The organism is Sunxiuqinia elliptica (assembly GCF_900113005.1).
Taxonomy (GTDB): Bacteria; Bacteroidota; Bacteroidia; order Bacteroidales; family Prolixibacteraceae; genus Sunxiuqinia; species Sunxiuqinia elliptica.
In genome coordinates, this window is the sequence record NZ_FONW01000009.1 from 142,371 (window position 1) to 166,011 (window position 23,641).

Genomic DNA, 23,641 nt, shown 5'->3' on the forward strand with positions numbered 1-23,641 from the left:
GAAGGTAGAAAACCAGGGAGGTGAAATCCTCCCTGATTGCGATTTAATGACAATTATTTCTTATAAAAAAGCATGTTGCCTGGGATAGGCGTTTCCCGAATACTTAAACCGGAAATTCCAACTTCCAGTTCCTGCCCCATGTACGATTCAAAATAAAGCACCTCTAACTCATGATAGCCGGTTTCCAGCGCAATTTGTCCATCTTTTCGGCGGGCACTGTGCGAACCATCATTATCAACAACCAACTGATTATCGATATATAAACGAGAACCATCATCGGAGTAGGTGTAAAAACGATAAACTCCTTTCTTATCTATTTTCAGATAGGCTGTGTACTCCAATCCGAAATAATCATCTTGTTTGGCGGGCTCCAACGAAATAGAGCTTGCCACGCCACTTGCAACTGGCTTGGCCTTTTTCAGCTCTTCAGTTTGCTTAAATTCCCCTTCAAAATAACGATAAGCAGTGCCAGGCTTTACCCCTTTTACAGAAACTGCTGGAAAGTACTCTGCATTGCTATCGTCATAGGTTAATCCAGAAGGATAATTGAACTTAAATGCCACCCCTTCATCCGTCCGAATCCAACTATCAAAACGGTAATCACCTTCTGCCAGCTGAATAATCCGGCTCCCTAAAGGTAATTTACCATAAGCATCAGCTCCGGTTCTTTGACCAAAAGCCAGTGCGATCTCTTTATGAATGCCGATGTAATTGTTATCGTGATCATGCCCGGCAAAGACTCCCATAACATCCTTCATCTCGAACAAAGAAGCGAACAAGCCCGAGTTTAGATCAGCTGAAGCAACACCTTCCTCACGCCTACCAACGGTACTTTCCTTGTCTTCGATAAACTTATACTCAATTAAAGGAATATGCAGGAAAGCCAGCGAAGGAAGCGGACTTCCAGCGTTTTGTGTAGTAAACTGCTGACTCTGGGTACGATACCAGCCAATCTGGTCAAAATGAACCCAATCGTAGTCACTCGCTTTGCGGTTGGTGGAATACGAATTTGAGTCGAAACAGTAGAGTACTGCCGCCGTTTGGTCACTTTCCGACGACTTAATTTCAAGTGCATAATTTCCACAACCTGTTAGCTCCGGCCCTTTGCTACCAACAAAGTAGGGCATCGTTTCCAGAAGCTCAAAAATCTCATCACGTGAAATTCCGGGTTCTGCATCATGATTGCCGAGCGTAACAGCCCAAGGTGTTTTTGTCTCAATAAATGGAGTTGCCACGGCCTGCCAGCCTTCTTTTGCTGGGACGTTGGTAACAATATCACCAGTAAGAATTGCCAAATCAGGTTTCTCCGTTTTTAGCACCATTTCGATTGTTGCCCGCGTTTTTGAGCAATTTGCCGATCCATTGTCCCAATGAAGGTCTGTGAATTGTGCTATTTTGAATGACTTATCCTGATGAAATTTCAGTTGATCTTTTTCTTGTTGGCCAGTTGCAGTAACAACAAAAGCCAGCAAGCAGACCAAAGCTGCCATGGTTTTTATTCTGAATGTATTCATACCATTAGTTTTAAGGTTTCTTACTGCAATTTTAGAAGTTCAGCGATTTTCCGAAATACGTCCGTGTTTTCGTAAGTACCGGAAAACTCACTCGCGCCCGGGCCATAAGCAAAAACGGGAATGACAATTCCTGAATGGCCTCCTGTAGAAAAATGGCCTTCAACCTGCCCTGCCTCAATACTACCGTCCAGCAAGGTCAAGCCTCCGGTTTCGTGATCAGCCAACACCACCACCAAGGTTTCTCCGTCTTTCTCAGCCCACTCCAATACTTTTCCAATGGTCTGATCAAAGTCAAAAATTTCGCCCATCAAGGCAGGCACATCATTCCAGTGGCCGCAGTCATCAATCCGTGAGCCTTCCAACATGGCAAAAAAGCCTTTCTTGTGCTTGCTCAACTCATCGATTGCTTTCAATGCCGCCTTCTGCCACACATCTCCACGTTCTTTCGCTAAAGGCAGCTGACCGTCATCAACAACTGCAAAAAGCTTTTCGCCCTTGTAATCTTCAACATCAGCCCAAGAATCAGCCAACTGGTAGCCCCGTTCTTCCATTTCCTTTAGCAAATCCCGTTCATCCGATCGCTTATTGAAATCGGTGCGTCCGCCGCCAAAAATAAAATCAACATTACAATTCAGATAACCAGCTGCAATTGCTTCCAGCTGCTCACGATCGGCATGGTTAGAGCAAAATGCAGCCGGTGTCGCATCCGTTAATCCGCAAGTGACCACCACTCCTGTTCCAAGGCCTTTTTCGTGAGCCAAGTCAGTTAGAGAAGTTAGCGGATTCCCGTCCATATCAACCCCTACTGAATGGTACCTTGTTTTCTGTCCTGTTGCCATGGCAGTTCCCGCAGCCCCCGAATCAGTAATCAACTTGTTTCCGGCATAGGTTCGTGCCAAACCAGTGTAAGGAAAGTTATCCACATTCAATTTCCCTTGGTTGGCCACCCAAGCCATGGAAATCTGTGTGAGCCCCATTCCGTCTCCAATCATCAGAATGACATTTTTTACTTTCTTCCCTTTTACCGGTTTCACCTGAACCGTTTCATAAGCCTGTTCAACGGTGTAATTTAATTTATCAGCTTGCTCTTGATTAGCATACTGAGCTCTCAGTCCACTTTGTCCAATTAAAAGAAAACTAAGTATTCCGAAAATGAATTTGATTGATTTCATTATTTCTATTTTTTCAAAAGTAATTCCAACGTTTAATTCCTTACATACAAAGACTCTTTGCTGATTGCCTGCCATTTTTCTTCACCAGCCTTTTTCCAGCCCCAATCCAATTTCTGGCCCTCATAGTCTTCAAAATAACGCAACTGAAAACGATGCAAGCCCTCCTTCAAAGGAATCCTTCCTGTTGCCCGAATCGCGGCATGCGATCCATCATTGTAAACCACAGTTGCATCGCCAATTTTCAGGGTACTTCCATCATCTGATTCGGTATAGAACTCGTAAACACCATCTTCAGGGATAGCAATATACCCGTTGAATTCCAGCCCAAAGTCATCTTCCCTTTCTGCAATCTGAATACTTACCTTGTCCAGAAAACCCTTTTTAACGACCGGAGCAGATGCCAAATCATCAACAGTTGAAAACTCGCCCTCGTAATATTTGAAGGTTACCCCCTGATGGTTAGCTGATTGTCGATCCGCCTTTCTGAAAACAGCTTTAACGGCTTGCACTGAAAAGACCGGGCTAGGCTTATAACCTGCTTTAAATGCTCTTGCTGTGAGCTTCATGTCCCGGTCAATTTTGAAGGGCTTTTCGTACTTCGTAGAGCTTTCGTTAGGCTCAGAGCCATCCAGCGTATATCTAATTTCGGCGCCAGCTGTTCGGCACCCCAGTTCGCAGTTGATTTCGTCAATAAAATAATGCAGATCGTTTTTCACATAAGGAACAGAGACTTGCTGCCCGGCCGACATGGAAGAAGGACGCTCTTCTGTTTTCACTCCCCAATTTTTATTGGGTTGGCTGTCCAAATCAAATTCAAGCACACCTCCCTGCATCAGTATTTCGTGCGTAATGAAAGTCTTGTCAACAGCTTGTCCGTTAAACTTTACCGATTTGATGTAGATATTTTTCTTCGGATCATTCGCTTTGATCTGAAGGGCCTTGCCATTGTGTAATTGAATGCTTGCCTCTGGAAATAATGGAGCGGTCAGCACATACTCGCCAGATCCGGGAGTTACCGGATACAGGCCCAAGCTACTCATCAAGTACCAGGCAGACATCTGTCCACAATCCTCATTTCCAACAATCCCGTCTGGCTGCGTACTGTACATCTCCTGCAGGATTTGACGAACCATTTCCTGGGTTTTCCACGGTTGTCCGATGTAACAATACAAGTAAGCCATATGGTGACTTGGCTCATTTCCATGAGCATACTGACCGATCAGACCTGTGATATCCGGAATATCAGTCAACACATCTCCGGACTCGGAAAACAGGTCATTCAGAGCTTTTGAGAACAACTCATTTCCACCCATTTGCTGGATCAAGCCATTAACATCATGCGGAACTGCAAAGCGATATTGCCACGCATTGGCTTCGGTATAAGCTCTCCCGGCCTCGAAAGGATTAAACGGATTTTCCCAGTTTCCATCTTCCCGCTTTCCCCTAAAAAAACCGGTGCTACCATCAAATACATTCACGTAAGATTTAGCTCTTCGCATGTATTCTTGGTAGTCAGCTTCATGGCCTAAAGCTTTTGCCATTTGAGCAATACACCAATCGTCGTAGGCATATTCCAGCAAACAGGAAACCGACTCTTTCTTGATGTTGGCAGGAATAAACCCATTCTGCACGTAATATTTTCCGCCTTTTCTAGAACTATTTGAGGAGACTTTCATCGCTTCAAATGCCTTTTCGGCATCGAAGCCTCGAATCCCTTTCAAATAAGCATCAGCAATAACTGACACCGAATGATAACCAATCATCGTACCGGTTTCTCCTGAAGACAAGGGCCAAATTGGTAATTCGCCTGTTTCTTCGTACATCGCCAACATCGAGCGGATAATATCTTCCGTAAGCTCCTCGTTGATTAAGGTCATCAGCGGATGCCAAGTTCTGAAGGTATCCCAAAGCGACAAAGTTGAATACATTTTCTGTCCTTGTGGTAAACTCTTGATCATGCCATCATGAGTCCGGTACTGCCCATTGACATCAGAAGTAACATTAGGCACAACCATAGCATGATATAAGGCGGTGTAAAAGACTTGTTGCTGCTCTTCAGTTCCTCCTTTTACCTGAACTACCGACAAAGCATCAGCCCAACTCTTCTCCGCTTTCAGTTTCTTGCCATCAAAATCAAATCCATCGGTTTCTGCATTCAAATTCTCCAAAGCATTTTCAATACTCACCAAAGAAGTTCCCAATTCAACTTCAATTACTTCGCCCGCTTGGGTTTCGTAGTTGACAATTGCCTGCAGGTTATCTCCTTCCAAATGGGTTAAGCTGTCTGTCAGCTTTCCATCAGACACAAAGTGAAGGCTTTTAAATGGTTTTGAGAAACGAGCGACAAAATAGATGTGCTGCTTGGGCGTCCAGCCCGTAGATACACGAGCTCCTGCAATTTCACTCTCGCTCAACTGCTTAAGTTCCAAATGTTCAATAGCCTCATTATCGAGGCTATGATGCAAATCAACAACCAACTTGGCATCTGACGATTCCGGGAAAGTATAGCGATGAACACCGACATGAGGAGTAGCAGTCAGCTCAGCCGTAATGGCATCATCCGCAAAACTTACTCGGTAATAGCCTGGCGAGGCTTCTTCCTCTTGATGAGAAAAAGTATGTGGTGAAAAAATATATCCTTTTGCCTTCAGATTCAACGGCAACGTTGTTGGATGAATCAAAATATCACCCAAATCGATGGCTCCTGTTCCACTAAGATGTGTGTGCGAAAATCCATAAATCAAACTGTCGCTGTAATGATATCCTGAGCAAGCATCCCAGTTTCCACGGCGTGTGTCCGGGCTTAACTGTACAGCACCAAAAGGAGTTGTTGCTCCCGGATAGGTGTGTCCATGAAAATCTGTTCCGATAAACGGATCGACAGATTCAATCGGAGTTTGTTGCTTGCATCCGATTAAGGCTATAAATAAAATAATCAAACTGAATTTCGTATGCATTGTATGTTATTTTCTGATTTGTAGTTTGCAATGTTTTTACGTCCTGCCTATCCTCTTGATTTGAAATTGGCACGCTGCCGAACCTTAATTTTTTTAGGGGGTCAACTAAACTCGTAAAATCGTTCATCAGCATTCCGCATGTACCAAAGACTTACTTGCCTGTCTGTAGAAATTCTTGTAGTCCTTTCAAATCGTCGGCACCAATAATGGCAACACCAGCATCTTTCAGCTCTTTCCATATTGCCATGCGCTGGCTTTCCGTTTTATTAGGAGTTCCCCAAAAACGTAGCAGGCAACCTTTACTTTTAGCCTGTTCAACAAGTTGCCGTAAGTGCTCTTTTTCTTTGAGAGGAAATTCCCCTTTCCCATTCCATAAAAAATGGTCGGTCCAACTATCGCTAACCCAAGGCATCAATTGAGCCTCAACTCCTGTTTTTAAATCTTTTAAACGGCCGTCGTAACCCGCGTAACGAACTTTCTGATTGGCCATTAAATTCATTGGACGATTTCCTGAAACAACTACTTGCACTGCCCTTTGCGTTTGTTTTCCATTTTTAACAACTGCCAAGCAGTCCTCGTAATCTTCTAATATTTTATGAAGCAATTGATAGGTTTTAACCGCATCATCCTTGATATCAACCAACAAATAAATTGAGTGCCCGTCACCGTAAACAGCACCTCCATTTTCCTGAATTAAATTCTGCAGCGGATTCAGATAAAGAGTACGTAATGTCCTTCCAGGTTTTATTTCATCAAAATCGTGCGCAACGAAGAGCGAATCACCAATAGTATAAATATCTGCCTCGATACTTCGAAAATCAAAGGAAAGTGCATCCAATAGAGGACGCTTGTGCTCATAATCGTTGTGAGCATGAGCAATAGGCTGAGCTCCCGCCATACAGCTAGCCAATAGCCAAGCAACTGTTAGCCAAAACTTCATAGGATTTAATTGTTTTTTCGATGGCTATAAAGCCATGTGTTGCTAAGGTTAGTAGAACAACGACAAGACCGGCTAAAAAAGCCTGCCAATCGTTCCATTAAAAATTCAGCATCTACCCAAAAGAGCTTATAAGAAGCTCCACACGGTACTGTAAAAAAAGAGGATGCACCTTAAACCCTCTTAAAAGTTGAAACAAACCGCGGTGCATCCTCTACTACTTCACTGAAAACTCATTTAATAGCCTGGATTTTGTTCCAGTACACCATTACTGTTATCAATTTCCCCTTGAGGTAAAGGGAACACGTTATGAATTGATGGTTTATAATTTCTAGGTCCACGTGGATCGTCGATACCTGCATTGTAAATTTCTTCCGCAAGTCCCCAACGTACCAAGTCATAATGTCTGCATTCTTCAAAGGCCAACTCGCAACGTCTTTCTTTTACAAGATCGTTAAATGTAGGTTCAGCAATTGCTTTAGAAGCATCGCCATTGAATGCACGAACACGAACTTTATTGAATGACTCTGCAGCTTCGGCAACACCTAAATCACGGTTGGCCGGGCCACCATTATTCAACATGATTGTAGCTTCAGCATTCAGCAACAATACATCCGAGTAACGCAAAATAGGAATGTCCAATCCACTTTCCCAACCAACATATTTTTCTTGGTAAGGATGAGCAAACTTCACACAGATGTAATCGGTTCCCCACGAGCCAACCAAGTCTTTGCTCAACACAGTCGTGGTTCCGTCAAACTTGAATTCACCACCATTCACATCAACCAAGGTTGCCTTTCTACGGGTATCGCCTTCTTCGAACGCTTTTGCCAAGCTGGCTGTAGGAGCAAAATAGTTCCATCCAGAACCATTGGTAATGCTTCCTGGCAAGTGAACAATTGAAGTAATTGTTCCTTGGTGACGCACGGGCTTACAACGTAAAGAAAACAGGTGCTCTGAAGCATTTTCTGAGGTCGTTGAAAACGCATCCTGGTAATTTGGCAACAACTCATATTGCTGGCTATCGATCACCTGATCACTAGCCGTTTTACTTGCTTCCCATTTTCCTTCGAAAGCATACACTTTAGCCAACAATCCAAGGGCTGATCCTTTATGTGGACGTCCCATTTCTTCGCCAGCGTATTCCCACTCCGTGAATAAATCAGCTGCCGCTTTCAAATAGTTTTCAACCCGGGTATAGCTATCTTCCAAGCTTAAGCGAGGCTCATTCACATTGCTCTCTGCTTCGTAATCATAGAAAGGAACTCCACCATATTTCTGAATCAGTTGGAAATAAGCAAATCCCAAAAGGAAATTAGCTTCACCTAAAATCCGGTCTTTGCGTTGCTGATTCATTTCAATCTCTGGTACATTTTTCAACACGTCATTACAACGTCTGATAATTTTATAAAAGTCAGACCAATAGCTTTTTGCATAACCTGCAACATTCACATTCGTTGTAAAGTTGGTCATGTTAATAACCGCTGTTTTATTTTTGTTGACAATGAAATCGTCACCAGCTGTTGATAACCAGAAATGACCACGGCCATAACTTTCCTCGAAATACAATGGTTCGTAGGCTGCATTGATCCCGAGTTCAGCATCTTCAGCAGTATTCCAAAAGGTCCCTAGTCCGTACGGACTTTTATCTAAAAAGTCTTCGTTGCATGAAGATGCAACAAGCGTGATAAATAGTAATATAATGATTCTAAATCGCTTCATTTCCCCAAACTTTAGAAGTTAATATTTAATCCAAGAATAAATGTTTTAGGCTGAGGATATTGACCTCTGTCAACTCCCAATTCAGTTACCCCGTAATCATCAGGGAAACTTTCTCCAATCTCCGGATCAAAACCTGAATAGTTGGTAAATGTCAACAAGTTTTGTCCTGTAAAATAGAATCTTAGTTTATCGATACCAGTACCATTCAATACTGATTTAGGCAGCGTGTAACCCACTGTTAATGTTTTCAATCTTAAGTAATCAGCATCCTCTACAAAGAAGTCTGAAATCTGACGGTTTCCATTTGGATCAGACAAGGCAACCCGAGGAATTGAAGCTCCGGTGTTTGTCTCTGTCCAACGACCCAAAATATCATTCATTTGGTTGTAACGAGGATCAACAAACAAACCTGTATAACGCAATCCGTTCAATACTTCGTAACCTTGAACACCTTGCATAAACAATGAAAGGTCGAAATTCTTATAATCGGCTGAGAAGTTCAAGCCATAAGTAAAATCAGGGAATCCATCTCCAATATTTGTCCGGTCATCGGCATTGATCATTCCATTTCCATCAATGTCAACAAACTTGATATCGCCAGGAACAGCATTGGGCTGAATTAGCTCACCATTTGAATGTTTATAGGCACTTACTTCTTCAGGACTAGCAAAAATGCCATCTGTTTTCAATCCAAAGAAGTGTGCAATTGGTTCGCCAACAATTGTTCTGGAAACGGTATTTCCACGGAATGAACTTCCATAAATTGCTTCAGTTCCTTCTCCTAACTTCGTAACTTCGTTTTGAACTGTAGAGAAGTTACCCGTAACACTGTAATGGAAATCACGACCTTTGTTTTGGTAGGTCAATGACATCTCGAAACCTTTGTTTTCAACCTCTCCGGCATTTACCCAAGGAGCTGTGTTTACACCTGCCAACGAAGTAATTGGCACCTGCAACAAGATATCAGATGATTTCTTTTTGTAGTAGTCAGCAATCAATTCCAAGCGGTTATCCAAGAATGAAATATCGAAACCGATATCAGACTGAGTGGTTACTTCCCACTGAATATCCTGATTAACAATACCATCTTCGTATCGCCCGATAAAAGGAGTTTCTCCGGAACCGAAAACAACATTGTAGCCATCATCATCGGTGGTGTTACGAATTGTAGTGTACAATGGATAATTGTTTCCAATGTTTTGGTTACCTAATTGTCCCCAGCTACCTCTCAACTTCAAGTTGCTAACAACATCTTTCGCTCCTTCAAAGAAAGCTTCTTCTGAAATTCTCCAACCAGCAGAGAACGAGGGGAACCAGCCCCAACGATTATCTTCTGAAAACTTAGAGGATGCATCTCCACGTAAGTTCAACGACAACAGGTAACGGTTGTTGTAGTTGTAGTCCAAACGGGCAAAGTAAGAAAGCAATGACCATTCTTCACGGCCTCCGGTGTACCATTTAATTTCGGTTCCGGCTGAAGGATAACGAGCTGCAGGATCTTCAGAGATGAAGTTCGCTACCCGTGAACTTCTGTATTCCATATCAGAAGCTTCCAACGAAGTACCCAAAAGTGCATCGAAATTGTGCTTACCGAAAGACTTGTTATAAGTCAGGGTTGTTGTTGAGATCCAACGCTCTTCGGTGTAAGTATATTCCGTCAACTCATTGTTATCGCTCTTACGACCTTCTTCAGGAATGCGTGGAACAAACCATTTATCTTGAGAGTTGGTCCAGTCATACCCCATATCTGTTTTCAGTTTCAGTCCTTCAGCAAGATCCCACTCCAGGTAAGCATTACCGAAAATACGGGTACGATTCTCATTGCGGTCTCTCCGATTGATATTTCCCACCGGGTTTTCAACATCTCCTCCTAAGATCGCTCCACTCAACTCACCTTCTGAGTTATAAACAGGAACATCAGGATGATAAACTAAAGCAGAAAAAAGAGCACCGGTATATTCACTGGTAGTATTGGCATAACCATTCTCATTTTTACTAATCAACAAGTTTTCACCAATACGAACGTTATCGGTTAAATCAAAGCTGGTGTTAATCCGAAAGGTAGTCCGTTTGAAGTCTGTATTCTTTAGAATACCATTGTTCGCCATGTGCCCTGCTGACACATTGTATTTTGCTTTTTCATCGCCACCAGAAATACCAAAATCATAGTTGCTGGTGTATGCATAATCTTCTAAAATCTCGTCCTGCCAATTGGTACGAGTAATTTGTGCTTCCGGAGAAGAATAATAGTCAGGAACAGTTTGCCCACTATTTTCATAGGCTTCCTTATGAATCATGTTCCGGTCGGCTGCACTTAGCGTTTCCACCTTGTTGGCAGCGCGTTGCCATCCATGATGCGTGTTGAAAGTAACATTGATTTTATTGGAAGCTGCCCCTTTTTTGGTTTGGACCAAAACCACACCGTTGGCAGCACGAGAACCATAAATAGCAGCTGCAGCAGCATCTTTCAAGACATCGATACGCTCAATATTATTCGGGTTGATGTCATTTAGGTCAGCCACTGGCATGCCATCCACAACATACAAGGGATCGTTTTCACCAATAGTACCAATACCACGAATACGCACTGAAGCAGAAGCTCCAGGAGCACCGCTATTTTGGTAAACAGTTACCCCTGCCATTTTTCCTTGCATGGCATGGTCCAAGCCTGTTACCGGAATGTTTCTGATATCATCAATTTTCACAGAAGAAACAGCACCTGTCAGGTCAGCTTTCTTTTTAGTCGTATATCCAATGGCGACCACTTCTTCGATACCAACCGTTTCTTCTTTTAAGGTCACATTGAAAACACGCTGATTGCCAACCAAAAACTCTTGCGCTTCCATGCCAATAAATGAGAACACCAAAGTTACGTCAGGTGTTATTCCTGAAAGTGCGAAGTTCCCATCCATATCGGTAACGGTTCCTTTTGTGCTTCCTTTTACGATAATTGAAACACCCGGAAGTGGCGCTCCTGATGTATCGGTTACTTTTCCATTTACATCACGAGCTTGCTGGCTCATTTTATTAGCACCTGATGTATCGGGTTTGATAATGATCAGATTGCTCTGTGTAATTGTATAGTCAACGTTCTGATCTGCGAAAAGTCGATTCAACACATCAGTGACTGATTGGCCTGCCACTTGAATGTTTACTTTCCGATCCAGATTCAATTTTTCATTTTCATAAATAAACCGAAAGTCCGACTGACTTTCAATTGTTTGCAGAACTTCCTTGATTGAAGTTTGCTCCAAGTCCAAGTTTAGCTTTGTATTCTGCGAATACACGGTAGCAAACACGTTCAGGCTCAAAGCAAGTACGAGGAATGCAGTTAGCTTAGTCATCAACATGAGTTTTTTTAAGACTCCCCAATGGGGAGTCCCCAATTCATACTTTTTTTTCATACTTTTGAATTGATTTGATTAAATACTTTTAATTATTTGATCTTCAAAACCGGAAGGCGGGCAGGCCTTTCGGTTTTTTTATATGCCGGGCAAAACTAAGTTAGGTCTGTTACAAAAACATTACAGGGTTATTAAGTTTTGGCCCCTTTTTCTCTTTGTTTTTACATCATATGTTATCGTTTTTATCAGTCACTCTTGATTTCAGATTCGGTTATCTTTTTTCTGTCAATTTGTTCCGGTTCTCATCGTTTTCTAACCAGAATTTCATTTCCTTCAATTGAATATTTAATTTCACTCAACTCACTTAGGGCATGCAGCACATCTCGAATGTCTTTTTCCTCTAAAACACCCGTATAGTGAATATCCTCCCCCAACTTCTCTGGAATAATTTGAATAGAGACATCGAACCAACGCTCCAACAAAACACTGGTTGCCTTTAATGAAGTATTATCCAAGTAGATCTTATTTTCGGTCCACCCAACGATGTGAGACAAATTAGCATCTCGCTCAGAAAAAGACTGGTCTTTGCTATTGAAAGCCATGATTTGACCGGGACTCAAAATCGTTGTTTGATTCTTTTCATTCGAGAGTTTAACACTCCCCTCAACCAAAGCGGTATGCACCACTTCATCCTCGAGATAAGCTGAAATATTAAATGTCGTACCTAAAACTTCCAAGCCCATTCCCTGGGGCGTTTGAATACGGAAAGGATGTCCGTCTTTTGCTACGTGAAAAAAGCCTTCGCCTTTTAAAGCAACCTCACGCGATTTCGTTAATCGATTAAAATGATATTCTAATTCTGAGCCGGAATTTAGTTTCACTGTGGTGCCATCAGGTAAAACGACTTCGGTACGGCTACCGTAATCGGTGGTCAGTTGCATGTTATTTTCCTGCAACGAAAACTGCCCGGTGTAAAAAGCAAAAGCAAGGATCACGACTAGAGCTGCTGCTGCCCCCATTGCCGCATAACTTAAACGAATAAGGCGAACAACTTTTTGCTGTTTACGTTTTATCTGATGCTCAACTTTGGTCCATGCGCTATCAGACTGATACCTCTCTGCTTTTCCCAATCTCTCGGATGTTTCCCATATTCTTTGGTACTTCTGATACGCTTGCTGGTTCTCATCTGACTCGTTCAACCAGCTTCTCAGTTCTTCAGGCTTTTGAATTTCCCCTTCTGAGCTCAAATGGTCAACCAACTGACTTTCTATTTTTTTGGACGATGTCATTGTACGTTGTTTATAGGTATGACACCCCCCAACGAAGAAGGTCCTATTCCAAAAACGAAAAAATTTTAAGAAAAAACTAAAAAGCGTCTTTCGCCTCAAGGCAGGTTCTGAGGTATTGCAGTGATTTCCAAATCTGATTTTTGATTGTTTTTACCGAAGTCCCCAATTGATCTGCGATCTCAGCTTGCTTACAGCCTTCAAACCGACTCATTCGAAATACCTGTTGACAACGATCAGGCAAATCGCCAATACAATCCTCCAGAAAAGAAACGAACTCCTCTTCTTCCAAAAAATCCCGATCAACTACGCTTTCCTGAACATCGAGTTTTTTGATGTTTTGATCTCGATTAGCCTCTCCTCGCATATAATTCAAGGCCGCATTGCGCGATGCCCGAAACAAATAAGCTAAAACATTTTCCTGGATATGAATTCGTTCTCGATCATTCCACAGGCGAATAAATAGTTCCTGCACAATATCTTCAGAAGCCGAATGATTATGAGTCAGGGTAAACACATAAGCACACAACCGGCCATAGTAACTTTCAAACAAATGCTGAAAATTAGAATAACTATCCAAAGCAATTTCTCTAACTCCGTTATTTGAGTTACTCTTTCCCACAAGCACAAAATTGAATTGTACAAGTATAAGAAAATATTACTGGTCTTATCTTTTAAGCTCCAAGAATATTTGAGAAGTTGATCCGCCCAAGCTTCAAAGCACAAGCGAATCGGTTTAATTCCTATCGACGATGATCAATTTTACATTTGTTCATCCATTTATTTCGTCTTAATTTTGATTATTTTCACTACAATCAGACACTAAGATACCAACCTTATGAAAGCAATCTATTTCCTTCTCATTCTTTTGTTCGGGCTCTCGGCCACCGCTCAGAAAACACAAATTCACTATTTATCAGGAACCGGAGCTGATCACACTGTTGAGTGGGATTTCTTCTGCTCTGCCGGGATGAATAGTCAGCAATGGACCACCATTCCTGTTCCCTCCTGCTGGGAACAACAAGGCTTTGGAGCTTACAACTACGGGCATGTTCCTTTCGATAAACGCTTGAAGGAAACGGGACGGTACAAACATCAGTTTTTTGCTCCAACAGACTGGAAAGACAGCGAAATTCAACTTGTTTTTGAAGGAGTAATGACTGACGCCGAGGTCAAGATAAACGGAAAGCAAGCTGGGCCAACTCATCAAGGAGCATTCTACCAGTTCAGCTACACTGTCTCTGATCTTATTCAATTTGGGCAAAATAACGAGCTCGAAGTTTTGGTAAAAAAACATTCGGACAATGCGTCAATCAACCATGCCGAGCGAAAAGCTGACTATTGGGTTTTTGGAGGTATTTTCCGGCCCGTTTTTCTTGCAATCAAACCCAAAACCAATATTCAAAGGGTAGCCGTTGATGCCAAAGCGAACGGACAAATCAAAGCCGACGTTTACCTAAAAAATCACTTAAAAGCACACTCGCTACAACTTGAGATTGCTGACATGAGTGGTGTTCGATTATCCTCATTTGAACAAACCGAACTCAATGAGGAAACGCGTATTGAGGGGACCGTTCATGGTACGCACCCTTGGTCGCCGGAGTTTCCAATGCTTTACCAGGCAACTTTTAAGTTGATTGACAAACAAGGCAAGCTCATCCATCAACATACCGAGCGCATCGGATTCAGAACGATTGAAGTACGAGCCAATGATGGTATTTACGTCAATGGTGTTCGAACAAAATTGCAGGGAGTCAATCGGCATACGTTTCACCCGCGCTATGGACGGACCTCTTCAAAAGCAATCAGTATTGAGGCTGTTAATTTAATGAAAGACATGAACATGAACGCCGTTCGCATGTCGCATTATCCTCCCGACAGTCATTTTCTAGATGTTTGTGATTCTCTTGGTTTATATGTGTTGGACGAGCTATCAGGCTGGCAAACGCCTTCGTATGATGATGAGATTGGCCGTAAGCTTGTTGAAGAATTAATTGTACGTGATGTCAACCACCCTTCCATTATTTTTTGGGACAATGGCAACGAAGGTGGCGAAAACAATACACTCAATGACGACTTTGGAGAAATCGATATTCAACAACGCGAAGTGCTACACCCTTGGCAAGACTACAAGAAAACAAACACCGTGCACTACATCGACTACAGCTACCTGGTTAACGATGGTTTCAGCCAGCGTAAAATCTTTTTCCCCACGGAATTTTTACACGGGCTGTATGACGGTGGATTGGGTGCCGGTCTTGAAGACTACTGGCAACGCATGTGGAATGATCCCTTATGTGCTGGCGGATTTTTATGGGTGTTTGCGGATGAAGCCATCGAACGAACCGATCGCAACAATCAACTGGATACCGATGGCAATCATGCCCCTGATGGCATTTTGGGACCCTACCACGAAAAAGAAGGAAGCTTCTACACGATCAAAACTATTTGGTCTCCAATCCAATTCGAGAAGAAATACATCACTCCGGATTTCAATGGCCAATTAACTGTGGAAAACCGTTATCAGTTCACCAACCTCAACCAGTGCCGATTTGAAGTAGAATGGCTCGATTTCTCGGGCCCCGACGAGCAAGTTAAAAATAAAGCCATCGTTCGGCAACAAACACATTGCGAAGCCAAACCAGAAACTAAAACAATAGTTGAGCTCGCTCCCCAAAATGACTGGCAAAACTTTGATGCTTTTCGCATTCGTGCTTATGATCCTTATCAACGATTGATCAACCAGTGGACCTGGCCCATAAAAACCGCCAAAGCCAAGGCTCAAGAATTGCTCATCAGCGAAACCAATACCTCTCCGCAACTCACCGAAGGCAACGGACAAATCATTGTAAAAGCCAATCAAACAACTTACATTTTTTCCAAAGTAAACGGTACCATTCAACGAGTATTGAAAGATGGAACAACAATCCCACTTTCCAACGGCCCCATATTTGTCAGTCAGGAAAAACGAGTTTCAAAAGTATCACATCATAGCAACCAAGAACAATGCTCAATTCGGGTTGAGTTTGAGAATTCAGACTATTTTCAGTGGATCATTGGGCAGGATGGCCGATTAAATCTGGAAGTTGCCTACCAACCAGTTAATAATTGTTCGTATGCAGGCATTACTTTTGACTATCCTGAAAAAGAAGTGACTGGCTTAAAGTGGTTGGGCAATGGCCCTTACCGGGTTTATAAAAACCGGATGAAAGGCCCTGATTTTGGAGTATGGGAAAAAGCTTACAACAATAGTATCACCGGTTATTCCGATTACATCTACCCCGAATTTAAAGGCTACCATTCATCCTTGTATTGGGCAAAACTGATCGGGAAAAAGGCTCCGGGATTTACTGTTTATGCACACAGCAATGATCTTTTCTTACGAGTTTTAACCCCCGACACACCAAAAGGCCCTGCTAAAACGCAGCTTACTTACCCTCCCGGAGACATTTCATTTTTGCATGGGATTAATGCCATTGGCACCAAGTTTAAAGATGCCGAAAATCTGGGGCCTCAATCTCAGCCTTATTTTTTCAACTCAAAGAAAATTCATGGAGGCAAATTAATGATGAATCTAACGTTTGAGTTCTAATTAACGAAGAAAGCGGGACTAGCTTTCTCTCTTTCCCGCTTTCTTAAATTGAATGTCCTTCAAAAACCCGGGATTCTTCCATTGAAACGACGGTTCCGTCAAAAGTCAGATTCCCTGCTCGTAATCCAGTCAACAAAGCTTTCGCATTTCCTGATGGTCCAATGGTAAACCGCAAGTCGTATATACCAATACCTGTCATTACATTCATTTCCAAAGCAAATGTTTTCCGTTTATAATCCGGCTCCAACTCCCACTTGGTTATTCGTCCTTTAGCAGTTACTCCACCTACTCCGTTAGGACCAATTCGGTAATTTGATCCAATCTGAATCACTGCTTCCATGGAATCCACCGCAACAAAATTGATTGTTGAACTTACAAAAGCACGATTCCCATACCGATCTTGCAAAAAATCAGCCTCCAGCACAAACTGCTTATTTTCCAGCAAATGTTGCGTTGCTTTAAAGTCCGCTTCGAGTTGTGCCTTCCGCTTCTCTTTTTTGGTCATTGGTTGCACTTCAGTTGTCGTTTGCGCTACTGCTACAAGCGACATCAACACCCAAACCAAACTCACCATTACAACTCTCATAATCAACCTCCTTTCATTATTTTAACGCTTCTTGCAAAAACAAGTTTTATTCCAAATAGAAGAACTTAACCCCTTTCTTAATAATTATTCACAGAAATTAACACAAATTGACTGTAAATATCAAACCATCAAGCCCTTACAATCTTTTAAAGCAATCTATACTTAAGCTTAAGTATGAACAATAAAAACTACTTTTAGAACATAACTTATGACACTGATGAACAAATTCTTATTTCTCTAAGTTGCTAATATATCATGTGATAAGAAATATTTTGTGTTCTGTACGATTAACCGTCAAATGAGGACGCTTATAAAATAAGAAGTCCCTGACAGTTATTTTCAATAATAATTAGCTAATTTTAAACTAATTGAAAAAAAGCCCCCTATGGAATATCCGAACAAAAAACATACTGGCTCCAAGTCACAAGATAATCTAGCAGCACAATCAAATATGTCAGAGAACTTACCTGAAGGATTTAATATCCAATGCTCTCCGGAAGCGTTAGTGCGCATTGACGCAGAAGGTCGACATACCTCCTACTCCGAGAACTTATTTCTAGTTCTTCAAATGAAACCAACGAATATTGTTGGAAAAAATTTGAGTGAAGCCGGATACCTGGGGAGTATTTCCGAGGATGTCAAGCAAGCAATTAACTTGGTTCTAGTTAGTGGACAACCGTTCAGCAAAGAGTTCTCACTACAATTAAATAACCAACCCAATTGGCTCAGCATTAGCATTTATCCTGAACCAGACAATAAAGGACAGGCAGTTGGTGTTACACTAATCATTCGAAATATCACCCCTCAGAAAGATCTACAACGACAATTCACAGAACGAGTGAAACGATACTCCCTCGCAGTAGAAGCTTCTGATTTCGGAATTTGGGACTGGGAAGTAGACAGTGAGGACATGTATTTATCGCGCAAGTGGAAAGCACAACTGGGCTATTACCCTGACGAATTGGACAATAGATATTCAACCTGGATGGATCTCATTCATCCAGACGATTATAACCGAGTAAAACGCTCTTTTCATAACTTTCTAAAAAGCAGTTCACTCGTTTTTGAATCTGAATTTAGGCTCAAACACAAAGATGGCATTTATCGCTGGTTTAAAACTCGAGCTGCGGCAACACGAGACGAACATGGATATGCCAACCGCGTATTGGGAACCAACCGGGACATTACAACAGAGAAGAAACACCAGGAAAATCTTCGCATGTTACATCAAGCCATTATGCAAAGTCCGGTGCCTATTGTCATTACAGATTTAGATGGATACATCGAATTTTTCAACCCAGCCTTCTGCAAAATAACTGGTTACAAAAAAGAAGAATTGGTTGGCAAAAAAACTAACATTCAAAAATCAGGCTACCATCCACAATCGTTTTACCAAAATTTATGGGACACCATTACTTCTGGCAACGAATGGGTTGGAGAGTTTAAAAACAGGAACAAGAATGGGCGGGTTTATTGGGAACTCGCTTCTATCTCAAGCCTAAAAGATGAACACGGAATTATTACCAATTACATCAAAATATCAGAAGAGATTACCTCTTTCAAGCGTTTAGAAGAGGACTTGAAACGTTCTCAAAAACGTACCCGCATTGAGAATCAATCGCGCAATAGTTTTATGGCCAATATGAGCCATGAGATTCGCACGCCAATCAACGGTATCATTGGTTTTTCCGAACTTCTAAAATCCGGCGACTTAACACCGGACCAACAACTTCGCTACGTTGATATTATTGAAGAAAGCAGTCGCTACCTTCTCCTGTTGATCGATGATATTATTGACATCTCCAAAATAGAAGCCAACGAACTGAAAGTCAAAAAGGATGCCTGCTCTTTAAAAGCAACGTTTAAAGAACTTGCGGAGCAGTTTCGGGAAATGAAAACGGATAAGCAAAAGGATCACATCGAAATCCGTTTCAGAAAACCCAAACTGAAACACCACGACTATATCTTTACAGACACACGACGTTTGAAACAAATCCTATTCAACCTTTTTGATAACGCTTTGAAATACACCGAATCCGGTTATGTTGAAATTGGGTATCAACTGATGAATCAAAATAAAATTCAGTTCTATGTTGAAGATACTGGGATGGGGATTCCCAAAGAAAACCTGAAAACCATTTTTAACCGAACACTTCGACATGCACACAGTTTAAAAGAGCGCGAAGGCGGAGCAGGATTAGGTTTAGCTATTTCCGATGGTCTGGTAAAACTTCTTGGCGGATCAATGAACGTGAAATCGGCTCCAAATAAAGGATCAATTTTCTATTTCACAATTCCATACGACAAGATTAGCGCCCCAGCAAAAACACCACAGAAAAGTGCGAAAAGCGATTATAACTTTGAAGGATGCACCATTTTGATTGCCGAAGATGTTGACTACAACTACGAGTACCTTTTCGAAATATTGAAGGAAACGAAGGCAACGGTTCTTTGGGCAAAGGATGGCATCGACACGCTCAATTTGTATGGGAAGAATGAAATTGACCTTGTGTTGATGGATATCCAGATGCCGGAAATTGATGGTTACGAAGCCACCCGAACCATTCGTCAAAGCAACGAAAAGATTCCTATCATTGCTCAAACAGCCTATGCCATGAGCGATGAGCACCAGAAATGTCTTGATGCGGGCTGCAACGAAGTACTTAGTAAACCCATAAAAATGAAAGCATTGCTGGACACGCTTGCAAAGTATCTTAAATAAAACAAGCGCTTCGTGCCGGATTTGATTTGCTCTTATTAAATTTGAAGCTTACAAACACGAATGGCATGATAACGGAAAAGTTTCCATCGCGTCTACTGGAGAATGCGGTAAACGAATTTGCCAAACTACCCGGCATTGGACGCAAAACTGCACTTAGGCTAGTGCTTCATCTTTTAAAGCAGGAAAAATCTGAAGTTGATCTCTTCGGATACAGCCTCATTCAATTACGCAATGAAATAAAGCACTGTAAAACGTGTCATAATATTTCGGATACCGATACCTGCTCCATTTGTAGCAATCCGAATCGTAACACCGAAGAAGTTTGTGTTGTTGAAAACATCAAAGATGTAATGGCCATCGAAAATACACAACAGTTTTCTGGACTTTACCACGTTTTAGGAGGAATTATTTCACCAATGGACGGCATTGGCCCGTCGGACCTGGAAATTAACTCACTCATTGACCGGGTAAAAAGTGGCGAAGTAAAAGAAGTGGTTCTTGCCTTAAGTACCACCATGGAAGGAGACACTACCAACTTTTTCATTTTCAAAAAACTGAAAGATTTAAATGTAAAAATATCTACCTTAGCCAGGGGAGTCTCCATTGGAGACGAGCTGGAATACGCCGATGAGATTACCTTGGGCCGTTCCATCAAAAACCGGCTGGATTTCGAAAGTACCTTGTCTCAATAAAACCGATCTGAAGAAAATGCTGTAAGCAAATTCATGACTAACCCATCGCCTATAAAACTTTCAGTAATCATTGTTAACTACAATGTGAAGTACTTTTTGGAGCAGTGCCTTCATGCAGCTTTAAAGGCAAGTCAGTCACTTGTTACCGAAATATTTGTCGTTGACAACAATTCGGTTGATGGGTCATGCCAAATGGTTCGCGAGAAATTCCCCACCGTTAAACTGATTGAAAACAGCGACAACAAGGGATTCTCAAAAGCCAACAATCAAGCGATCAGGCAATCTTCAGGCGAATATGTGTTGCTACTCAACCCTGACACCATTGTTGAAGAAGACAGCTTTACCAAATGTGTCCATTTCATGGATCAACATCCGGAAGCTGGAGGCCTTGGAGTAAAAATGATTGATGGGAAAGGGCACTTTCTACCGGAATCCAAAAGAGGTTTGCCCACCCCCATGGTTGCCTTGTACAAAATAACCGGTCTATCTGCCTTATTTAAGCGCTCCAAACGGTTTGCCCGTTACCACATGGGACACTTGAATAAAGACCAAACCAATGAAGTTGAAGTTTTAGCCGGCGCTTATATGCTGATGCGCAAAACAACGCTGGATAAAGTTGGGCTCCTCGATGAAGACTATTTCATGTACGGAGAAGATATTGATCTTTCGTACCGCATCACACTTGGAGGATTCAAAAACTATTATTTTGCTGATACAACCATCATTCACTACAAGGGCGAAAGCACCAAAAAAGGCAGCATCAACTACGTCAAGATATTTTACCAGGCCATGGTTATTTTTGCCAAAAAGCACTTTTCAAAAGGCCGAGCAAGCTTGTTTAGCATCTTGATTAACCTGGCCATTTATTTCAGAGCTTGGCTAGCCATATGCACTCGAATTGCCAAAAACATTTTTCTACCACTTGTTGATGCCTTGGTCATTTATGGTGGCTTTTTATGGTTACTCCCTTACTGGGAAAACTTTAAATTTCACCCTGACTATTATCCGCCTAAATTTTTAAATCTCGTTGTTCCTATTTACATTTTAATGTGGCTTGCTGGTATCTGGTTTGCCGGAGGCTATCGCAAACCCATTAAAATTTCCAATATCTTTAAAGGCCTTATTTGGGGAACAATTGCTATTCTGATATTTCACTCCTTGATTGATGACAGCCTACGGTTTTCCCGGGCACTCATTTTACTGGGCTCTACCTGGGCATTCTTAAGTTTACTAACGTATCGTCTTCTGCTTAGCCCGAGCAAGTCAAAACGCGTTCAGTTTGATCGCTCGCGTCGTAAACGAATCGTCTTAATAGCTGGAGAACAAGAGGCTCAAAGAATCAAACAGCTCATCGAGCAATCTCAAATGAAAATTGAAATCATTGGCTTAGTTCAACCAAACACCCAACACAGCAAAGCCAATTTTCTAGGCAACCTGAACCAGCTGACTGAGATTATTCAAGTCCACAAAATCGAAGAGCTGATCTTCAGTGCAACCGATCTTCCATCTCAGAAAATTATTGAAATCATGCTGACTCTCAGCAAGCAAAAAGTTGAATACAAAATTGCACCTCCAGAAAGTTTATCCATCATTGGCAGCAGCTCGATCGATACTGCCGGCGAACTATACGTTGTTCATCTTAATGCCATCACAACTGAAAAAAACCGAAGAAACAAACGCTTGGTAGATTTTTTCTTAGCTTTGTTAATACTAATCAGCTATCCGGTAAGCTGCTGGACCGTGCAAAACAAAAGGGGTCTCTTGAGAAACAGCTGGCTGGTTCTTTGGGGCAAAAAAAGCTGGGTTGGCTTTGCTGGAAGTAAGCAAACACAAGAACAGCTTCCTCAAATTAAGCCTGGCATACTCACTCCTGCCAATTTATTCTCCGGAGAACTTTCGGAAAAACGAATAATGGAAATTGACATAGTTTATGCCAAAGACTATCGGATACAACAAGATGCAGAAATTATTTGGCAGGCTTGGAAAAAATTGGGACAATGAAACAAAATCAATTAGCTTTTGGAAATATCAGACTAAGGGCTCTAGAGCCTGAAGATTTGGGCACCATTTATCAATGGGAAAATGATCCAGCGATTTGGCAAGTAAGCAATACCCATGCTCCTTTTTCGATGTTCATTTTAAAACAATACATCGAAGAATCGCATCGTGATATTTTCGAAACCAAGCAGCTAAGGCTTATCATTGAAAATACAGCGGGAAAGGCGGTTGGCGCCATTGATTTATTTGACTTTGACCCCTATCATCAGCGTGCAGGTATTGGCATTCTGGTTTATGATGAAAGTGATCGAGGACAGGGACTGGCCACCGATGCCTTGGAATTAATGAAAAAATATGCGGTTGACGTACTGGGCTTGCACCAACTTTATGCCAACATCACGACAAACAATCCTTCCAGTATCAAACTTTTTACGAAGGCTGGATTCAAGTTATCGGGATGCAAAAAAGATTGGATTAAAACACCTAAAGAATGGCTAGACGAAGAGCTCTACCAGCTAATTTTAAGCAAGTAACTGAGTTTTACCAGCGATCTAACAATTCGTCCTAAAAACCCTCATAGTTGATCAAAAGTTGGGATTTCTTTCAAAAAAGCGTAAGTCTGTTCTTCCGGATTAACCTTACAACAATAGTGACTGAGTCCGTTAGAAACAATCAAGTAAGGAACCTGAAAAGTCATATTATACCTTGTAATCTGATCAAAAGCCAGCTGTGATATTTTAACGGATGGAGCCTTAAATTCCACTATCAGCAAGGGCTTTCCTCGGCGATCATAAACCAACAAATCTGCTCGAAACTGATTTCGATTCAGTTTTAAGCCAGTTTCGATAGCCAACAACGAAGCAGGATACTTCTTTTCTTCGACCATAAAACGAATAAAATTCTGACGCACCCACTCCTCTGGAGTCAAAACAAGTGACTTTTTCCGAATCTCATCAAAAATTAACTTCTTACCCGACTGTTGTTCAATACGAAAGGAATATGTTGGTAAATTTAATTTTGGAAACATAATAAGCTGCTACAAAGTTGTATTTTTGTGAAATGCTTTGCCTGGACAAATCTAAAGCACAATCTGATTTCTGTCCAAAAGTGCGAAAAAAA

The 23,641-nt window shown here is 41.8% G+C and carries 15 protein-coding genes; 5 read left to right on the forward strand and 10 right to left on the reverse strand.

Going from position 1 to position 23,641, the window contains the following annotated elements:
• Positions 1-53: 53 nt before the first annotated feature.
• From BM156_RS15520 to BM156_RS15555, 8 genes are all read right to left on the reverse strand, one after another.
• A complete protein-coding gene (locus tag BM156_RS15520; protein WP_212733531.1) occupies positions 54-1,514 on the reverse strand; it encodes a PA14 domain-containing metallophosphoesterase in 1,461 nt (486 codons plus the stop codon).
• Between the two features lie 20 nt (positions 1,515-1,534).
• On the reverse strand, positions 1,535-2,686 hold the full coding sequence (locus BM156_RS15525; protein WP_093920872.1) for an alkaline phosphatase: 1,152 nt from the start codon (positions 2,684-2,686) through the stop codon (positions 1,535-1,537).
• 32 nt (positions 2,687-2,718) lie between these two features.
• Complete coding sequence (locus BM156_RS15530; protein WP_093920806.1) at positions 2,719-5,643, reverse strand: GH92 family glycosyl hydrolase; 2,925 nt, start codon at positions 5,641-5,643, stop codon at positions 2,719-2,721.
• Positions 5,644-5,794: 151 nt separating this feature from the next.
• Positions 5,795-6,583 carry a phosphatidylinositol-specific phospholipase C/glycerophosphodiester phosphodiesterase family protein gene (locus tag BM156_RS15535; RefSeq protein WP_093920807.1) on the reverse strand — a complete coding sequence of 263 codons (789 nt, stop codon included), beginning with the start codon at positions 6,581-6,583 and terminating at the stop codon, positions 5,795-5,797.
• Between the two features lie 234 nt (positions 6,584-6,817).
• Positions 6,818-8,302 carry a RagB/SusD family nutrient uptake outer membrane protein gene (locus BM156_RS15540; protein ID WP_093920808.1) on the reverse strand — a complete coding sequence of 495 codons (1,485 nt, stop codon included), beginning with the start codon at positions 8,300-8,302 and terminating at the stop codon, positions 6,818-6,820.
• An 11-nt stretch (positions 8,303-8,313) separates the two neighbouring features.
• Positions 8,314-11,706, reverse strand: a complete 3,393-nt coding sequence (locus BM156_RS15545; RefSeq protein ID WP_093920809.1) for a TonB-dependent receptor — start codon at positions 11,704-11,706, stop codon at positions 8,314-8,316.
• A gap of 242 nt (positions 11,707-11,948) precedes the next feature.
• Entirely contained in the window at positions 11,949-12,935 is a 987-nt protein-coding gene (locus BM156_RS15550; RefSeq protein ID WP_093920810.1) for a FecR family protein, read from the reverse strand.
• 76 nt (positions 12,936-13,011) lie between these two features.
• Positions 13,012-13,554, reverse strand: coding sequence for an RNA polymerase sigma-70 factor (locus tag BM156_RS15555; RefSeq protein WP_166642888.1), 543 nt, complete (start codon positions 13,552-13,554; stop codon positions 13,012-13,014).
• A 216-nt stretch (positions 13,555-13,770) separates the two neighbouring features.
• Here BM156_RS15555 and BM156_RS15560 point away from each other — a divergent pair, with 216 nt between their 5' ends.
• Positions 13,771-16,524, forward strand: coding sequence for a glycoside hydrolase family 2 TIM barrel-domain containing protein (locus tag BM156_RS15560; RefSeq protein ID WP_093920812.1), 2,754 nt, complete (start codon positions 13,771-13,773; stop codon positions 16,522-16,524).
• A gap of 43 nt (positions 16,525-16,567) precedes the next feature.
• Here the strand turns inward: BM156_RS15560 and BM156_RS15565 are convergent, their stop codons facing one another.
• Positions 16,568-17,110, reverse strand: a complete 543-nt coding sequence (locus BM156_RS15565; protein WP_093920813.1) for a DUF4251 domain-containing protein — start codon at positions 17,108-17,110, stop codon at positions 16,568-16,570.
• A 385-nt stretch (positions 17,111-17,495) separates the two neighbouring features.
• Here BM156_RS15565 and BM156_RS15570 point away from each other — a divergent pair, with 385 nt between their 5' ends.
• From BM156_RS15570 to BM156_RS15585, 4 genes are all read left to right on the forward strand, one after another.
• Positions 17,496-19,832: a PAS domain S-box protein gene (locus BM156_RS15570; protein ID WP_093920814.1), complete on the forward strand. Its 2,337-nt coding sequence runs from the start codon at positions 17,496-17,498 to the stop codon at positions 19,830-19,832.
• 65 nt (positions 19,833-19,897) lie between these two features.
• Entirely contained in the window at positions 19,898-20,524 is a 627-nt protein-coding gene (gene recR, locus BM156_RS15575; protein ID WP_093920815.1) for a recombination mediator RecR, read from the forward strand.
• 33 nt (positions 20,525-20,557) lie between these two features.
• Positions 20,558-22,525: a glycosyltransferase family 2 protein gene (locus BM156_RS15580; RefSeq protein ID WP_093920816.1), complete on the forward strand. Its 1,968-nt coding sequence runs from the start codon at positions 20,558-20,560 to the stop codon at positions 22,523-22,525.
• Positions 22,522-23,055 (forward strand): GNAT family N-acetyltransferase, encoded by a 534-nt coding sequence (locus BM156_RS15585; RefSeq protein ID WP_093920817.1) that lies wholly within the window; start codon positions 22,522-22,524, stop codon positions 23,053-23,055. Before BM156_RS15580 ends, BM156_RS15585 begins: the two co-directional genes overlap by 4 nt.
• A gap of 41 nt (positions 23,056-23,096) precedes the next feature.
• On the opposite strand, the gene BM156_RS15590 is transcribed toward BM156_RS15585, so the two are convergent.
• Positions 23,097-23,549, reverse strand: a complete 453-nt coding sequence (locus BM156_RS15590; RefSeq protein WP_170846980.1) for a type I restriction enzyme HsdR N-terminal domain-containing protein — start codon at positions 23,547-23,549, stop codon at positions 23,097-23,099.
• Positions 23,550-23,641: the final 92 nt, after the last annotated feature.

What these genes read in the sequence shown, in the direction of transcription:
- BM156_RS15590 (WP_170846980.1), bottom strand. Translation starts at nt 23,549, where the DNA reads ATGTTTCCAAAATTAAATTTACCAACATATTCCTTTCGTATTGAACAA.
- BM156_RS15565 (WP_093920813.1), bottom strand. Translation starts at nt 17,110, where the DNA reads ATGAGAGTTGTAATGGTGAGTTTGGTTTGGGTGTTGATGTCGCTTGTA.
- BM156_RS15585 (WP_093920817.1), top strand. Translation starts at nt 22,522, where the DNA reads ATGAAACAAAATCAATTAGCTTTTGGAAATATCAGACTAAGGGCTCTA.
- BM156_RS15540 (WP_093920808.1), bottom strand. Translation starts at nt 8,302, where the DNA reads ATGAAGCGATTTAGAATCATTATATTACTATTTATCACGCTTGTTGCA.
- BM156_RS15530 (WP_093920806.1), bottom strand. Translation starts at nt 5,643, where the DNA reads ATGCATACGAAATTCAGTTTGATTATTTTATTTATAGCCTTAATCGGA.
- recR (WP_093920815.1), top strand. Translation starts at nt 19,898, where the DNA reads ATGATAACGGAAAAGTTTCCATCGCGTCTACTGGAGAATGCGGTAAAC.
- BM156_RS15550 (WP_093920810.1), bottom strand. Translation starts at nt 12,935, where the DNA reads ATGACATCGTCCAAAAAAATAGAAAGTCAGTTGGTTGACCATTTGAGC.
- BM156_RS15570 (WP_093920814.1), top strand. Translation starts at nt 17,496, where the DNA reads ATGGAATATCCGAACAAAAAACATACTGGCTCCAAGTCACAAGATAAT.
- BM156_RS15525 (WP_093920872.1), bottom strand. Translation starts at nt 2,686, where the DNA reads ATGAAATCAATCAAATTCATTTTCGGAATACTTAGTTTTCTTTTAATT.
- BM156_RS15535 (WP_093920807.1), bottom strand. Translation starts at nt 6,583, where the DNA reads ATGAAGTTTTGGCTAACAGTTGCTTGGCTATTGGCTAGCTGTATGGCG.
- BM156_RS15545 (WP_093920809.1), bottom strand. Translation starts at nt 11,706, where the DNA reads ATGAAAAAAAAGTATGAATTGGGGACTCCCCATTGGGGAGTCTTAAAA.
- BM156_RS15580 (WP_093920816.1), top strand. Translation starts at nt 20,558, where the DNA reads ATGACTAACCCATCGCCTATAAAACTTTCAGTAATCATTGTTAACTAC.
- BM156_RS15520 (WP_212733531.1), bottom strand. Translation starts at nt 1,514, where the DNA reads ATGAATACATTCAGAATAAAAACCATGGCAGCTTTGGTCTGCTTGCTG.
- BM156_RS15560 (WP_093920812.1), top strand. Translation starts at nt 13,771, where the DNA reads ATGAAAGCAATCTATTTCCTTCTCATTCTTTTGTTCGGGCTCTCGGCC.